This window comes from Streptomyces echinoruber (assembly GCF_014651135.1).
GTDB lineage: Bacteria > Actinomycetota > Actinomycetes > Streptomycetales > Streptomycetaceae > Streptomyces > Streptomyces echinoruber.
In genome coordinates, this window is the sequence record NZ_BMWH01000029.1 from 1 (window position 1) to 13,909 (window position 13,909).

Sequence of the window (13,909 nt, forward strand, 5' to 3'; positions counted from 1 at the left end):
CGTCCGGCACCATGCGCTCCACAATCCCCACGGACACAGGCTAGCGACCCAAATGAGATGACTTCTAAAGCATGGAGGACGCGTGTCGTCAGCACGGGCGGCCTCCCGGCCGGCTGTTCGCGAGGAGTTCCGCGGTGATGGTGTAGCCGCCGTGGGTGCCGTGGACGACGACCCGGTGGGCCAGGGCGCTGACCATGCCCAGTCCGCGGCCGTGCACCGCGTCCGCGTCTGGCTGCTCGATCCTCGGGGCGGTGCCCGCTCCGCCCTCATCGGTGACCGACACGGCAACCACCCGGGGGGAGACCGCCAGGACCAGGTGGAAGCTGCCGGCCTTGTGGCCGCTGGCGGTGTGCAGGACGGCGTTCGCGCTCAGCTCGCTCACGATCAGTTCGGCGTCGTCGGCCAGGGGCGAGCCGCGCAGGATGTCTCGGGTCCAGCGGCGGGCCCTGCTGACCTCTTCCGGAAATCCTGGACAAGACAGGCCTCAGACCCGGGCCGTACTCATATACTCGTGCATACAAGTTCCTTCGTGCTGGTAGGCCGCCATGTGCAGCGGGTTCGGGCTAGACGAGTTTCACGCCGTCGTGGGCGCGGACGGCCGGCGGGGACGCCGCGTCGAGTGCGTCCAGGACGCGGATCGCGTACGCCTCGTCGGCAAGCTCGGTGACCTCTTCGCGGGTGGCCCAGCGCAGCGCGCGGGTCTCGTCACCGATGGTCGGGCTTCCGTCGGCGGCTTCACAGCGGAAGACCAGCGAGACGATCAGGCCCTTCATGTTCTTGTAGACGCCGGTCAGGGTCGCCGGAAGGGCGATCTTGATGCCGGTCTCTTCGAGGACTTCGCGCTGAAGGGCTTCCGGGATGGTCTCCTCGCGTTCGAGGACGCCGCCCGGGGGCTCCCAGTGGCCGTTGTCCCGGCGCTGGATCAGCAGGGCCCGGCCTTGGTCGTCCACGACGACCCCGGCGACGCTCACGGAATGCGGGCGATCTGTACTCACGTTCCTCGGCCCTCTCGGCTGGCTAGGCTCTCCACCGTAGCAACAACACTCGCCCACTCGTCTAGATACCTAAAGGAGTACACGTGAGTCCTCTCCCTTCGGGCCTCCTCGGCGACCTCGACCCCACGAGCGACCGCGCGGTCTTCCGGCAGATCGCCGACCAGCTGCGCGAGGCCATCGACCGCGGGCGATTCCGCGAGGGCGAGAAGCTGCCCTCCGAGGCCGAACTCGTCGACCACTTCGGGGTGTCCCGGATGACGGTCCGCAATGCCTTCTCCATCCTCCAGGGTGAGGGCCTGGTCCACGCCGAGCACGGCAAGGGCGTGTTCGTCCGGCCCCGGCCACCCGTGCGGCGCCTGGCCTCCGACCGCTTCGCCCGCCGCCACCGGGAACAGGGCAAGTCCGCGTTCATCGTCGAGGCCGACGCCGCCGGCAGTCACCCCCAGGTCGACAGCCTGGAGGTCAAGGAGGAGAAGCCGAGCCAGGACATCTCCGCCCGCCTCGGCTCGGTGCGGCGCGTGCTGGCTCGTCGGCGCCGGTATCTGCTCGACGGCCGCCCGGTCGAGTTCGCCACCTCCTACCTCCCCCTCGACATCGCCCGCGGCACCCCCATCGCCGAACCCAACCCCGGCCCCGGCGGCATCTACGCCCGCCTGGAAGAACTCGGCCACCGCCTCGACCACTTCGAAGAGGAGATCCGCGCCCGGATGCCCTCGCCCGCCGAGGTCAAGACGCTCCGGCTGGCCCCCGGCGTCCCGGTCATCCACCTCATCCGGACCGCCTACGACACCGAGGGGCGGCCCGTCGAGGTGTGCGACACCGTGATGGCCGCGGACGCCTACGTGCTGTCCTACCACCTCCCGGCGAACTGACCGTATGACCGGCAGAAGGGCAGCACTGGATACTGGGTCACCCCGTGGCATCGGCAGCGGAGACCTCGAACATGGCCCCGATGTTGTTCCACCTGAAGCTGTCACGCCAGCCCTGCCTGCCGGCCGCCCAGCCCAGGAACGCCCGGAGGACTTTCTCCTGCGAGACCGTCAGCGTCTGGTAGTGCTCCGCGGCGACGCCGTCCCGGTATTCCAACTGGTAGGTGTTGTTGTCGAGCAGCAGGACTTGGATGTCACCAGTCGCCTGCGCGAGTCTCGTCCTGCCGTTCCAGGATCATGTGCTCGTTGCCGCGTCGCAGGTTGGCGAGCATTTTGTCTATGTCCGGCTTCGAAGGACGCTCCACCACGCGGCCCCGGGCGTTTGTCGCGATCAGCATGGGCAGAGCATGCCGGACGGGTCTGACAATTGCCGGTTCCCGGCAGACGGCAGAAGGCAGAAGGACTGCGGCCATCCCCGAACACCCAAGGGTGTCCAGCGGCGGCCTTGCGACTCGGCGACTCGTACACACCGGCACACCCGCTCATAGAGCTCATGGAGACGAGCGGATGAGTTGTGCGGCAAGGAATAGGGATACAGCAACTCCGCCCAGGGACCCCCATGTCCGCCTTCAGGCAAGACCTGTCGCGTTCACGCCCACATTGCGGCGGATGCTTGAGCCGTATGAGGCCCGGAGACGGCCCCGGCCCAGTGACAAGCCCCCTCCCAGCGGGGAAACCGCAGGCAGGGGGCTTGATCAGGACCGCTTACTTCTTCTTGCCCTGGTTCTTGACCGCCTCGATGGCCGCGGCTGCCGCGTCGGGGTCGAGGTAGGTGCCGCCGGGCTTGAGCGGCTTGAAGTCGGCGTCCAGGTCGTAGGCGAGGGGGATGCCGGTGGGGATGTTGAGGCCGGCGATGTCGGTGTCGGAGATGCCGTCGAGGTGCTTGACCAGGGCGCGCAGGCTGTTGCCGTGGGCGGCGACCAGGACGGTGCGGCCGGCGAGGAGGTCGGGGACGATGGCGTCGTACCAGTACGGGAGCATGCGGTGGACGACGTCCTTGAGGCACTCGGTGCGGGGGCGCAGCTCCGGCGGGATGACGGCGTACCGGGGGTCGTCCGACTGGGAGAACTCCGCGCCGTCCTCGAGCGGGGGCGGCGGGACGTCGTAGGAGCGGCGCCACAGCATGAACTGCTCCTCGCCGAACTCGGCGAGGGTCTGCGCCTTGTCCTTGCCCTGCAGGGCGCCGTAGTGGCGCTCGTTCAGCCGCCAGCTGCGGTGGACGGGGATCCACAGGCGGTCGCACTGCTCCAGGGCGATCTGGGCGGTGCGGATGGCGCGCTTGAGGAGGGACGTGTGGACCACGTCGGGCAGCAGGCCGGCGTCCTTGAGCAGCTCACCGCCGCGGACGGCCTCCTTCTCGCCCTTGTCGTTCAGGTTGACGTCCACCCAGCCGGTGAACAGGTTCTTCGCGTTCCATTCGCTCTCGCCGTGGCGGAGGAGGATCAGCTTGTACGGTGCGTCGGCCATGGTTCCGAGCGTAATCGACGCCTCGGAGCCGTCGCGCGGGCGCCCGAAGGGCGGACGGTCGGCGGCTCGGGAGGGGCAGCCGACGGTCCCGACAGGGGCGGTCGGCGGTCCCGGTCAGTGGCGGTCCGTGGTCCCGACAGGGGCGGTCGGCGGTCCCGGTCAGTGGCGGTCCGTGGTCCCGACAGAGGCGGTCGGCGGTCCTGACAGGGACGGTCGGTGGTCCCCGTTAATTGAGTGGCGTGTGCAGAGGGCGGCTTTGTAAGGTGCGTCTGCCGGTTGAGACGATTACATGAGCCGCCTGCCGATCCGGGGGACCCGCATGCCACCAGCCGCCCTGAGCACCGTCGTACGCGCCGCACGCGAATCCGTCTCCGGACTCCCCCGCGCCTTCTGGTGGCTGTGGACGAGCACGCTGGTCAACCGGCTCGGGGCGTTCGTCGCCACGTACCTGGCGCTGTACCTGACGCTGGACCGCGGCTACTCCGCCTCCTACGCCGGCCTGGTCGCCGCGCTGCACGGGCTGGGCGGGGTCGTCTCCTCCCTCGGCGGCGGGGTGATGGCGGACCGGCTCGGGCGGCGGCCGACGCTGCTCGTCGCGCAGGTCTCGACCGCGGTGACCGTCGCGCTGCTCGGCTTCGTGCGGGACCCGGTCGCCATCGCGGCCGTCGCCTTCGCCGTCGGCATGGCGAGCAACGCCTCGCGGCCGGCGGTGCAGGCGATGATGGCGGACATCGTGCGGCCCGCGGACCGGATGCGCGCCTTCTCCCTCAACTACTGGGCGATCAACCTGGGGTTCGCCGTCTCCTCCATGGCCGCCGGTTTCATCGCCGAGGTCAGCTATCTCGCCGGCTTCCTCATCGAGGCCGGCATGACCCTGGTCTGCGCGGTCGTGGTCTTCCTCAAGCTGCCCGAGTCGCGGCCGGCACGCACGGGGAAGGACGCCGCCCGGGAGGAACCGGTCGGGCTCGGGACCGTGCTGCGCGACGGGCGGTTCATGGGTGTCGTCGGGCTGTGCTTCCTCGTCGCGCTGGTCTTCCAGCAGGCCTCGGTGGGCCTGCCGGTGGCGATGGGCCGCGACGGGTTCACGCCCGCCGACTACGGCATGGCCATCGCCGTCAACGGCGTCCTGATCGTCGCCCTGCAGATCCCGGTCACCCGGCTCATCGAGCGCCGGGACCCGCGGCGCCTGCTCGTCGTGTCCTCCCTGCTCGCCGGGTACGGCTTCGCCCTGACCGCCTTCGCCGACTCCGTCGGTCTCCTCGCCCTCACGGTGTGCGTGTGGACCCTCGGCGAGATGCTCAACGCGCCCACCCAGACCGGGCTCGTCGTCCGCCTCTCCCCCGTCCACGGACGCGGCCGCTACCAGGGCGTCTACACCCTGTCCTGGTCGGTCGCCGCCCTCGTCGCCCCGCTGCTGTCCGGCTTCGTCATCGACCGCCTCGGGGCCGCCTGGCTGTGGGGGCTGTGCGCGGCCGTCGGAACCGTGGCGGCCCTGGGATACGGCGGGCTGATGCGACGGCTGCCGGCACCGCAGCAGCCCGAGCACCCGTCCGAGCAGCCGCCGGAGCAGCCTGAGCAGAGTGAACGGCCTGAGCAGCAGGTCGAGGGGCAGACGCCGGTCACGGAGACGCCGGCCGCGCAGGCGCCCGCCGTCGAGCCGGAGGCGCAGACGCCCGCCGGTGCCGAGTCCGTTCCGCCCGCCGGTGCCGAGCCGGAGGCCCGCCCGGCCTGACCGGCCTGACCGGGCCCGCGCCCGCACGTGCCCGCACGCGCACGCTCACGCGCGCACAAGCACGTGCGTGCGTTCACGGATGCATCCGTGCCCCCTTCAGCGTCTTGTCCACCGCGTTGCGCGGCCCGTACACCGCCAGTCCCACCAGGTCCAGCTCGCGCGTCGGGACGGCGCGGACGGCGGCGCGGTTGTCGTGGTCGTTGCCGGTGGTGAAGAGGTCGGAGGTGAACACGGCGCGCGGCAGGGCGCGGGTCAGGGCGCGGGTGTGGGCCGCGGTCAGGGTCTCCTTGGTGCCCTCGAAGACGAGCACCGGCAGGTAGGGCACGCCGTCGGCGTCCTCGTACGGCGCGCCGACGACCTCGGGCAGCTGGGTGCCGAGGCCGCTGACGAGGAACGCGGTGACGTTCAGGCGCTGCCAGGTCTCCAGGTCGTCGCGGAGCAGAACGGCGATCTTCGTGTCGAAACGCGGGGGTTGCGTGCTCATGGAGCGAGGGTGCGTGCTCATGGAGCGAGGGTGCCGGGCGGCCCGTGCCACGGTCTTGTACGTTCTTTGCATGGCCGCTCGGCAGGAGGTCTCCGCCTGGCGCCCGCGGGTTCCGGGTGTCGTGGAGGTCTTCCACGCCCGCTTCACCGAGTACGCGTACCCGATGCACGTCCACGAGGCGTGGACGCTGCTCATCGTCGACGACGGCGCCGTACGGTACGACCTCGACCGGCGCGAACGGGGCACCCCGCACGACACGGTGTCGCTGCTGCCGCCGCACGTGCCGCACAACGGCGCCCCGGCCACGCCGCACGGCTTCCGCAAGCGCGTGCTGTACCTCGACCGCACCCACCTCGGCGACGACCTGATCGGCGCCGCCGTGGACCGTTCCGACCTGCGGGATCCGGTGCTGCGGCGGCGGGTCGGGCAGGTGCACGCGGCGCTCGCGCGCCCCGGGGACGAACTGGAGGCGGCGAGCCGGCTGGCGCTGGTCGGGGAGCGGCTGCGGGAGTACCTGGGACGGGCCGGACGGGCCGGGCAACCGCGGCTCGCCGACCGGCCGCTCGCCCGGCGGCTGCGCGAACTCCTCGACGCGCACGTCGCGCAGGGCGTCGCGCTCGACGAGGCCGCCGCGCTGCTGCACGCCCATCCCGCCCACCTGGTGCGGGCGTTCAGCGGCGCGTACGGCATCGCCCCGCACCAGTACCTGATGGCGCGGCGCGTGGACCGGGCGCGGCGGCTGCTGCTGGCGGGGCGGCGGCCGGCGGAGGTGGCCGTGGCGACCGGGTTCTGCGACCAGGCGCATCTCACCCGGCACTTCCGGAGACTGGTGGGGGTGCCGCCGGGTCGGTACGCGCGCACGGCGGCCGAAAAGCGCGGGTTCACGGGCGGTGCGCGTCCGTAGGCTGCGCCGCATGGACTGGAACACGTGGCACGACGCCTACGACACCGTCGGCAGTCCACTGGCGCGGCGGCTGGCGCTCGTCCAGGAGCGCGTCCGCGCCGCCCTCGACGACGCCCCGCCGGGGCAGTTGACGGCGGTGAGCCTGTGCGCGGGGCAGGGACGGGACCTGATCGGCGTGCTGGCCGGGCATCCGCGTGCGGCCGAGGTCCGGGCTCGGCTGGTGGAGCTGGACGAGCGGAACGTGCGCATCGCGCGGCGGGCGGCCGCGGCGGCGGGGCTGGACGGGGTCGAAGTCGTCGCCGGGGACGCGGCGTTGACGGACCACTACGCCGGTCTGGTGCCCGCCGACCTGGTGCTGGTGTGCGGGGTGCTCGGCAACCTCACCGACGCCGACGTCGAACGCACCCTGGACTTCTGCACGCGGCTGTGCCGCACGGGCGGCACGGTGGTGTGGACCCGCAACCGGCTCCGCCTACCCGACCTCGTGCCGCAGGTGTGCCGGTGGCTGGAGGAACGCGGCTTCGAGCGGCTGTGGGTGTCGGACCCGGCGCTGCCGCTCGGGGTGGGCGCGCACCGGTTCCGGGGCCGGCCGCGGCCGCTGGAGCCCGGGGAGCGGATGTTCACGTTCGTCGGCTACGACGTGCTCGGGCGGGAGCAGGACATCGGTCCCGGCATGTTCGGGTGGGACGTCGGTCTCGGCGTCCTCGGAGGGGAGGTCGGTCGGCCGGATCTCGATCGGTCGGATTTCAGTCGGCCGCATCTCGGTTGGTCGGATTTCAGCCGGCCGGATCTCAGCCGGCCGGATCTCAGCCGGCCGGATCTCAGTCGGTCGGACGCTCGACGAGGTGGGTGAACGCCTCCAGGTTGCGCGTCGACTCGCCCCGCGCCACGCGCCACGCGTACTCCTTGCGGATCGCGGAGGCGAACCCCAGCTCCAGAAGGGTGTTGAAGCTGCCGTCGGCGGCCTCCAGGACCTGGCCGAGCAGCCGGTCGACCTCCTGCGCGGTCACCGCGGCCAGCGGCAGACGGCCGGTGACGTACACGTCGCCGTGCTGGTCGACGGCGTAACTCACGCCGTACAGCTTGAGGTTGCGCTCCAGCAGCCAGCGGTGGACGGCGGCCTCGTTCTCGTCGGGGTGACGGATGACGAAGGCGTTGAGGGAGAGCGAGTGGCGGCCGACGAGCAGCGACACGGTCGTCGACAGTTTGCGGGTGCCGGGGAGTTTGACCACGTAGTGGCCGGGTTCCGGGCTCTCCCACTCCAGTTCGGCGTCCTTGAGCACGCCGTCGATGACCTGTGCCGCCCGTTGCTGCTCCGCACCCATTGACGCTGCCATGCTGCGAGCGTACGTCAGCGACACCGGCGTCCGCCGGATGCGGCGCGGGCGTCCGCCGGGTGCGGTGGGGCGTTGCCGGCCGTGCCCGTCATGCCGACCGGCCGTCAGCCGGACCACCGTCGACCGGACCGCCGTCAGCCGTGCCGGGCCGTGGTGCGCACGCGGCGCCGGTGGGTGTGCAGGGCCGCGGCGTACACGTCGGCGGTGGCCGTGGCGGCGCGGTCCCAGCCGAAGGACTGCGCGTGCCGGGCGGCGGCCGCGCCCATGCGGGCGGACAGCGACGGGTCGTCGGCGAAGGCGCGCAGCACGCGCGCGTAGTCGGCGGGGTCGTGGCCCTGGACGAGGAAGCCGGTCTCCCGGTCCCGCACCGCCACCGGCAGGCCGCCGACCGCTGCGGCCAGCACCGGCGTGCCGGCCGCCTGCGCCTCTATCGCGACCAGCCCGAAGGACTCGCTGTACGACGGCATGACCAGCACGGACGCGGCCCGGAACCAGTCCGCGAGCTGCTCCTGCCCGACCGGCGGACGGAACCGTACGACGTCCGCGATGCCCAGCCGCGCGGCCAGCTTCTGCAGGCCCTCCGGCTTGGCCAGGCCGCTGCCGCTGGGGCCGCCGACGACGGGGACGACGATGCGTGAGCGCAGCTCGGGGCGCTCGTCGAGCAGCACGGCCACGGCACGCAGCAGCACGTCGGGCGCCTTGAGGGGCTGGATGCGGCCGGCGAAGAGCGGGATCAGGGCGTCCTGCGGCAGGTCGAGGCGGGACCGGGCGGCGGCGCGGCCGTCGGCGGGACGGAAGCGGGCGAGGTTGACGCCGGGGTGGACGACGGCGACCTTGGCCGGGTCGGCGGCGTAGTGCCGTACCAGCTCGTCGGCCTCCTCCGCGGTGTTGGCGATGAGCCGGTCGGCGGCGGAGACGATCTGCGTCTCGCCGATGACGCGGGCGGCGGGCTCGGGGGTGTCGCCGTCGGCGAGGTTGGCGTTCTTGACCTTGGCCATGGTGTGCATGGCGTGCACCAGGGGCACGCCCCAGCGCTGGGCGCACAGCCAGCCGACGTGGCCGGAGAGCCAGTAGTGGGAGTGGACCAGGTCGTAGTAGCCGGGGCGGTGCCCGGCCCATGCCTGCATCACACCGTGCGTGAAGGCGCACAGCTGGGCCGGCAGGTCCTCCTTGGCCAGGCCCTCGTACGGGCCCGCGTCGACGTGCCGGACCAGCACGCCCGGCGCGAGTTCCACGGTGGGCGGGAGGGCGGCGGCCGTGGCCCGGGTGAAGATCTCCACCTCGATGCCGAGGGCGGCGAGCCGCTGGGCCAGCTCGACGATGTAGACGTTCATGCCGCCGGCGTCGCCGGTGCCGGGCTGGTGCAGGGGGGAGGTGTGCACCGAGAGCATGGCGATCCGGCGGGGCCGACGGTGGCCGAGGCGCAGCCGCGAGGACGCCGGGCGGGCGGAGGACGACGGGGAACGCCGGCCGAGCCTGCTGACGTAGTGGCTCACGGGGCGGTCCTCCTTGCTGCGGCGTGCTTCGGCTACGGCCTGCCGGGCGGAGGACACGGAGACCCTCCGTCGGGACGGAACATCGGAACGGGTACTTCTATTTCCGGCGCTCTTCCCCTTCGAGGGTACTTTGCCGAATTGTTACGGAGGGTGATGGGGGGTGTCGGGGGAGGAACCGGCCGGTGACGGGGGCGGGGGGATCGGTGGTGGGGCGGTCCGCGGTGGGGCGATCCGTGGTGGGGCGATCCGTGGTGGCGGGTGATTTCGTCCGGCGGTGCAGGCGCGGGGACCTGGCGGCAGGTGACCGGCCGGGTCGGTCCGGGTGACCGGCCGGGTCGGTCCGGGTGACCGGCCGGGTCGGTCCGGGCGACCGGCCGGATCGGTCCGGGCGACCGGCCGGATCGGCTCCGGTAGCCAACCGGGTCGGCCCAGGTAACCGGCCGGATCGGCCCAGGTAACCGGCCGGATCGGCCCAAGTAGCCGGCCAGGCCGGCGCAGGTGGCCGCCGGATTCCCCGGGTCCCCGCCCGCTTACCCTCATAGGCATGACAGCCCGCGCCACCGCCCGCCCCGTGGGCACGGTCACGCGCGGGACCACCAATCCCAACCGGCTGCGCCGCATGGACCGCTGGATCGCCGCGGTGCACGGCGCCGAGCTGCGCCGCGCCGCCGACCCGGTCGCCGTGGACCTCGGCTACGGCGCCGCTCCTTGGACGGCCGTCGAACTGCTCGGCCGGTTGCGCGCGGTCGCGCCCCGCACCCGCGTGGTCGGCGTCGAGATCGAACCGGCGCGGGTCGCGGCCGCGGTGCCGTACGAGCGGGAGGGGCTGACCTTCCGGCACGGCGGCTTCGAGGTGCCGGTCCCGGGCCGGCCGCAGCTCATCCGCGCCGCGAACGTGCTGCGGCAGTACGACGAGGGCGAGGTCGCCGCCGTGTGGCGGCGGCTGTGCGCGCGGCTGGCCCCCGCCGACCCGGCGACCGGGGCGCGCGGCGGGCTGCTGGTCGAGGGCACCTGCGACGAGATCGGGCGGCGGCACGTGTGGGTGGCGCTCGGCCCGGAGGGGCCGCGCACGGTCACCTTCGCCACCCGGCTCGCCTCCCTCGACCGCCCCTCCGACCTCGCCGAACGCCTCCCCAAGGCACTCATCCACCGCAACGTCCCCGGCGAACCGGTGCACGCCTTCCTCCGCGACTTCGACCGCGCCTGGGCCGCCGCGGCCCCCTACGCCGCCTACGGCGCCCGCCAGCGCTGGATGCGGGCGGTGGGCGACCTCGCCGTCGACTGGCCGGTGACGGACGGGCCGGCGCGGTGGCGGCAGGGGGAAGTGACGGTGCGCTGGGCGGCGCTGGCACCGCGGGGCTGACCTGCGGAGAACGTGGTGCGTGCGTCGTTCGTCACACAGGCGGGGGGAACGTCGTAACGGGGGCCGGAAGGGGGCAGAGGAGTCGTCGACGGCCTCTGTCGCCGCGCGCACGGACATGGCAAGATCCCCCCGGCACCGTAAGTTACTGACGGTAAATCAGGCAGGGGGACGTATGGGGCCGGGCAAGCGCAGCCTGATCGGGGCGGCCGTGACCGTCGTGTGCGCGGGCACCGTGCTGGGGGCGCCCGGCACGGCGTTCGCGCGTCCCGGGCCCGGCCCGTCCGCGAGCGCCACGCGCCCGGCCTCCGCGAGCCCCGCGCCCACGCCCTCACCGAGCGGCACGGCGCTGCCCTCACCGAGCGGCACAGCGGTCCCCGACAAGGACCTCGAGGCTGTCCGCGAGAAGCTCGACGGGCTCTACCACGACGCGGCCGTCGCCACCGACGCCTACAACGCCGCCGAGGAGAAGGCCGAGCGGCAGTCCGACCGGCTCGCCGCGCTCTCCCGCCGGATCGCCGACGGGCAGCGCCGGCTGGAGGAGCTGCAGGACCGCGCCGGCGCCGCGGCCCGCGCCCAGTACCGCGGTGGCGGACTGCCGCCCGAGGCGCGGCTGGTGCTCAGCGACGACCCGCAGGAGTTCCTCGACGGCGCCGGCCGGGTGCTGCAGGGCGAGCGCGCCGTCCGGGATCTGCTGACGGAGATGGCGCGCACCCAGCGGCAGTTGAAGGACGACGCGGCCGACGCCTCGGCCCGCTGGAAGAAGCTGGAGGCCGACCGCAGGGCCAAGGCCGCCGCCAAGAAGCGCGTCGAGCGGCGGATCGCGGCGGCGAAGAAACTGGAGTCGTCGCTGGAGAAGCGGCAGAGGCAGCGCCTGGCCCGGCTGGAGCAGCAGGCCGCGGCACGGGCCCAGGCGGCCTGGCTGGCCACCGGCGTCCTGGAGAACGTCAAGGCGAAGGCCTCCGCGCAGGGCCGCAAAGCCGTGGAGTTCGCCACCGCCCAGATCGGCAAGCCGTACGTGTGGGGCGCCGAGGGCCCCAAGTCCTACGACTGCTCCGGGCTGACCTCGCAGGCCTGGGCCGCCGCCGGCCGCCCCGTCCCGCGCACCTCGCAGGAGCAGTGGAAGCGGCTGCGGCACGTCGAGGTGACGGACATGCGCCCCGGCGACCTGATCGTCTACTACGACGACGCCAGCCACGTCGCCCTGTACGTGGGCGACGGCATGATCGTCCACGCCCCGCGCCCGGGCCGCACGGTCACCCTCGCGGGCGCCGGCACGATGCCGATCCTCGGGGTGGTCCGGCCGGACGCGTGAGCCCGGCCGTGTGAGCCCGGCCGCGGTCCGGCAGGCACCCGGCAGGCGTTCGGCAGACACCCGGCAGGAATCCGGCAGGAATCCGGCAGGCGTTCGGCAGGGATCCGGCAGGCACGTGACACGGCCCACATGGCCCGGCTCACACCCGTGCCCGGGTCCTTCCTCCCCGCGACGTGAGCTTCGTCATCCCCGCTCCCGCGGAGACCTGTCCAACTCCGATAGGGAAAGCGGCATATGACACCGGTCCGTGGCCCAGCGGCGTGGTTCACATCATTCCGCTGCGGCGCCGACACCCGCTATGGTCCCGGTCGGTGGGTCGAGACCCCTCGCCCCACCGTGCCCTCGGGGGGAGGGAAGGAAACCAGAACAATGCCCGTACCCGTGCCGCGGCAGAGAGCGATCCCCGCCGTGGAAAGCGGTCAGGCGCAGGCCGTACCCCCGAGCGGCGGCCCCTCCGGGGAACAGGCCCCGCGCACGAACGCAACGGCCGAGAAGGACTCTCCGCACACCCATGCCCACACCACCGACGACAACCTGACGCTGCTGCTGATCGAGGACGACCCCGGCGGCTCGGCCATCGTGCCCGAGCTCCTCGACTCGGCCGGCAAACCGATCCGCATCCGCACGGCCCGCAACCTCACCGAGGCCGAGCGGCTGCTGACCGACGACGTCCACTGCATCCTGCTCGACCTCGCGCTGTCGACGCCGGGCCGGGCGGGTGACGGCGACGACGAGCTGGCCGTGCTCAAACACGTCCTGCACCTCGCGCCCCGGCACGCCGTGCTCGCGCTCACCGGCTCCGGTGACGCCGAACGCGGCGCCGAAGCCGTGCGCGTCGGCGCCCAGGACTACCTCTTCCGCGACGAACTGGACGGCCGGCTGCTCAGCCGCGCCATCCGGTACGCCGTCGCGCGCAAGCGCTCCGAGACCGCCGAGCGGCGCCTCGCCGAGGGCAGGCTGCGCGCGCAGGAGAACCGGCGCCTGGAGCGCGGTCTGCTGCCCACCCCGCTGCTGGAGGGTTCCTCGCTGCGCTTCGCCGCCCGCTACCGCCCCGGCCGCTCCCGCGCCCTGCTCGGCGGCGACTTCTACGACGCCGTGCGCACCGCCGACGGCACCGTGCACGCCATGATCGGCGACGTGTGCGGGCACGGCCCCGACGAGGCCGCGCTCGGCGTGGAGCTGCGCATCGCCTGGCGGGCGCTGACCCTGGCCGGGCTGAGCGGCGACGAGCTGCTGAGCACGCTGCAGGAGGTGCTGGAGCACGAGCGGGCCGAGGACGAGATCTTCGCGACGCTGTGCACGGTCGACATCGCGCCCGACGGCCGCAGCGCCGGCCTCTGCCTGGCCGGCCACCCGGCGCCCCTGATCATCCGCCCGGACCGCTCCGGCGCCCCCGGCTCCGCCGCGAAGCCCGAGGGAGGTTTCGTCGCCGAGCTGCTCCCCCAGGACGACAACGGTCCCGCCCTCGGCCTGCTCCCCGGCGGCCGCTGGCCGCGCCGGCGGGTGGAGCTGGGCGCCGAATGGGGCCTCATGCTCTACACCGACGGACTCATCGAGGGCCACGCCGGCGCGGGCGGCGAGCGCCTCGGCCAGGAGGGCATGCTCGACCTCGTCCGCCGCCTGCTCGGTCAGGGCCTGCACGGCGAGGAGCTGCTGCGTACCGCCGTCAGCGAGGTCCGCGACCTCAACGGCGGCGAGCTGACGGACGACGTGGCCGTGGTCCTGCTGGACCGGACGGACACGACCGGCTGACGCGGGCGGCCGGGCGGCGCGGAGCGAGCGACCGACGCGGAGCGAGCGGCCGACGCGGGGCGGAACCCGGAACCCGGTGGCCGGTCCGTGGCCGGCCAGTGGCCGCTCCCCGCTCCGGCCCGGAATCCGCTGGCTCAG

At 73.2% G+C, this 13,909-nt stretch carries 15 protein-coding genes; 7 read left to right on the forward strand and 8 right to left on the reverse strand.

Features of this window, described 5'->3' with window-relative positions; genetic code table 11:
* Positions 1 to 88: 88 nt before the first annotated feature.
* Complete coding sequence (locus IE225_RS26765) at positions 89 to 481, reverse strand: ATP-binding protein (protein ID WP_229880114.1); 393 nt, start codon at positions 479 to 481, stop codon at positions 89 to 91.
* Between the two features lie 82 nt (positions 482 to 563).
* Complete coding sequence (locus tag IE225_RS26770) at positions 564 to 971, reverse strand: NUDIX hydrolase (RefSeq protein ID WP_190060195.1); 408 nt, start codon at positions 969 to 971, stop codon at positions 564 to 566.
* Positions 972 to 1,078: 107 nt separating this feature from the next.
* On the opposite strand from IE225_RS26770, the gene IE225_RS26775 reads away from it, so the two are divergent.
* The gene (locus tag IE225_RS26775) at positions 1,079 to 1,867 is read left to right on the forward strand and encodes a GntR family transcriptional regulator (protein WP_190060196.1); all 789 of its coding nucleotides are present in this window, start codon (positions 1,079 to 1,081) and stop codon (positions 1,865 to 1,867) included.
* A 37-nt stretch (positions 1,868 to 1,904) separates the two neighbouring features.
* Here the strand turns inward: IE225_RS26775 and IE225_RS33520 are convergent, their stop codons facing one another.
* The 3 genes from IE225_RS33520 to IE225_RS26785 all read right to left on the reverse strand — a co-directional run bounded on the left by IE225_RS33520 (position 1,905) and on the right by IE225_RS26785 (position 3,391).
* Positions 1,905 to 2,081, reverse strand: coding sequence for a hypothetical protein (locus IE225_RS33520; protein ID WP_229880088.1), 177 nt, complete (start codon positions 2,079 to 2,081; stop codon positions 1,905 to 1,907).
* A gap of 37 nt (positions 2,082 to 2,118) precedes the next feature.
* Complete coding sequence (locus IE225_RS33525) at positions 2,119 to 2,262, reverse strand: hypothetical protein (RefSeq protein WP_229880090.1); 144 nt, start codon at positions 2,260 to 2,262, stop codon at positions 2,119 to 2,121.
* A gap of 367 nt (positions 2,263 to 2,629) precedes the next feature.
* Positions 2,630 to 3,391: a phosphoglyceromutase gene (locus IE225_RS26785; protein ID WP_190060197.1), complete on the reverse strand. Its 762-nt coding sequence runs from the start codon at positions 3,389 to 3,391 to the stop codon at positions 2,630 to 2,632.
* Positions 3,392 to 3,710: 319 nt separating this feature from the next.
* Between IE225_RS26785 and IE225_RS26790 the strand changes: the two genes are divergently transcribed.
* On the forward strand, positions 3,711 to 5,123 hold the full coding sequence (locus IE225_RS26790; protein WP_190060198.1) for an MDR family MFS transporter: 1,413 nt from the start codon (positions 3,711 to 3,713) through the stop codon (positions 5,121 to 5,123).
* A 73-nt stretch (positions 5,124 to 5,196) separates the two neighbouring features.
* Here IE225_RS26790 and IE225_RS26795 read toward each other — a convergent pair whose 3' ends face one another.
* Positions 5,197 to 5,607 carry a DUF2000 domain-containing protein gene (locus tag IE225_RS26795; RefSeq protein WP_229880091.1) on the reverse strand — a complete coding sequence of 137 codons (411 nt, stop codon included), beginning with the start codon at positions 5,605 to 5,607 and terminating at the stop codon, positions 5,197 to 5,199.
* A 70-nt stretch (positions 5,608 to 5,677) separates the two neighbouring features.
* On the opposite strand from IE225_RS26795, the gene IE225_RS26800 reads away from it, so the two are divergent.
* Both IE225_RS26800 and IE225_RS26805 read left to right on the forward strand, forming a co-directional pair.
* Positions 5,678 to 6,511, forward strand: coding sequence for an AraC family transcriptional regulator (locus IE225_RS26800; RefSeq protein ID WP_190060200.1), 834 nt, complete (start codon positions 5,678 to 5,680; stop codon positions 6,509 to 6,511).
* 10 nt (positions 6,512 to 6,521) lie between these two features.
* Entirely contained in the window at positions 6,522 to 7,364 is an 843-nt protein-coding gene (locus tag IE225_RS26805; protein ID WP_308432559.1) for a class I SAM-dependent methyltransferase, read from the forward strand.
* Here the strand turns inward: IE225_RS26805 and IE225_RS26810 are convergent.
* Entirely contained in the window at positions 7,333 to 7,848 is a 516-nt protein-coding gene (locus tag IE225_RS26810) for a type III secretion system chaperone family protein (protein WP_373303279.1), read from the reverse strand. The two genes, IE225_RS26805 and IE225_RS26810, sit on opposite strands and share 32 nt — an antisense overlap.
* Before the next feature lie 134 nt (positions 7,849 to 7,982).
* On the reverse strand, positions 7,983 to 9,344 hold the full coding sequence (mshA, locus tag IE225_RS26815; RefSeq protein ID WP_190060201.1) for a D-inositol-3-phosphate glycosyltransferase: 1,362 nt from the start codon (positions 9,342 to 9,344) through the stop codon (positions 7,983 to 7,985).
* A gap of 544 nt (positions 9,345 to 9,888) precedes the next feature.
* Between mshA and IE225_RS26820 the strand changes: the two genes are divergently transcribed.
* The 3 genes from IE225_RS26820 to IE225_RS26830 all read left to right on the forward strand — a co-directional run bounded on the left by IE225_RS26820 (position 9,889) and on the right by IE225_RS26830 (position 13,771).
* Positions 9,889 to 10,707 carry a class I SAM-dependent methyltransferase gene (locus IE225_RS26820; protein ID WP_190060202.1) on the forward strand — a complete coding sequence of 273 codons (819 nt, stop codon included), beginning with the start codon at positions 9,889 to 9,891 and terminating at the stop codon, positions 10,705 to 10,707.
* A 172-nt stretch (positions 10,708 to 10,879) separates the two neighbouring features.
* On the forward strand, positions 10,880 to 12,019 hold the full coding sequence (locus IE225_RS26825) for a C40 family peptidase (protein ID WP_190060203.1): 1,140 nt from the start codon (positions 10,880 to 10,882) through the stop codon (positions 12,017 to 12,019).
* Between the two features lie 369 nt (positions 12,020 to 12,388).
* Positions 12,389 to 13,771: a PP2C family protein-serine/threonine phosphatase gene (locus tag IE225_RS26830; RefSeq protein WP_190060204.1), complete on the forward strand. Its 1,383-nt coding sequence runs from the start codon at positions 12,389 to 12,391 to the stop codon at positions 13,769 to 13,771.
* The last annotated feature ends 138 nt before the right edge of the window (positions 13,772 to 13,909 follow it).

What these genes read in the sequence shown, in the direction of transcription:
- IE225_RS33525 (WP_229880090.1), bottom strand. Translation starts at nt 2,262, where the DNA reads ATGCTGATCGCGACAAACGCCCGGGGCCGCGTGGTGGAGCGTCCTTCG.
- IE225_RS26785 (WP_190060197.1), bottom strand. Translation starts at nt 3,391, where the DNA reads ATGGCCGACGCACCGTACAAGCTGATCCTCCTCCGCCACGGCGAGAGC.
- IE225_RS26790 (WP_190060198.1), top strand. Translation starts at nt 3,711, where the DNA reads ATGCCACCAGCCGCCCTGAGCACCGTCGTACGCGCCGCACGCGAATCC.
- IE225_RS26795 (WP_229880091.1), bottom strand. Translation starts at nt 5,607, where the DNA reads ATGAGCACGCAACCCCCGCGTTTCGACACGAAGATCGCCGTTCTGCTC.
- IE225_RS26800 (WP_190060200.1), top strand. Translation starts at nt 5,678, where the DNA reads ATGGCCGCTCGGCAGGAGGTCTCCGCCTGGCGCCCGCGGGTTCCGGGT.
- IE225_RS26805 (WP_308432559.1), top strand. Translation starts at nt 6,522, where the DNA reads ATGGACTGGAACACGTGGCACGACGCCTACGACACCGTCGGCAGTCCA.
- IE225_RS26810 (WP_373303279.1), bottom strand. Translation starts at nt 7,848, where the DNA reads ATGGCAGCGTCAATGGGTGCGGAGCAGCAACGGGCGGCACAGGTCATC.
- IE225_RS26820 (WP_190060202.1), top strand. Translation starts at nt 9,889, where the DNA reads ATGACAGCCCGCGCCACCGCCCGCCCCGTGGGCACGGTCACGCGCGGG.
- IE225_RS26825 (WP_190060203.1), top strand. Translation starts at nt 10,880, where the DNA reads ATGGGGCCGGGCAAGCGCAGCCTGATCGGGGCGGCCGTGACCGTCGTG.
- IE225_RS26830 (WP_190060204.1), top strand. Translation starts at nt 12,389, where the DNA reads ATGCCCGTACCCGTGCCGCGGCAGAGAGCGATCCCCGCCGTGGAAAGC.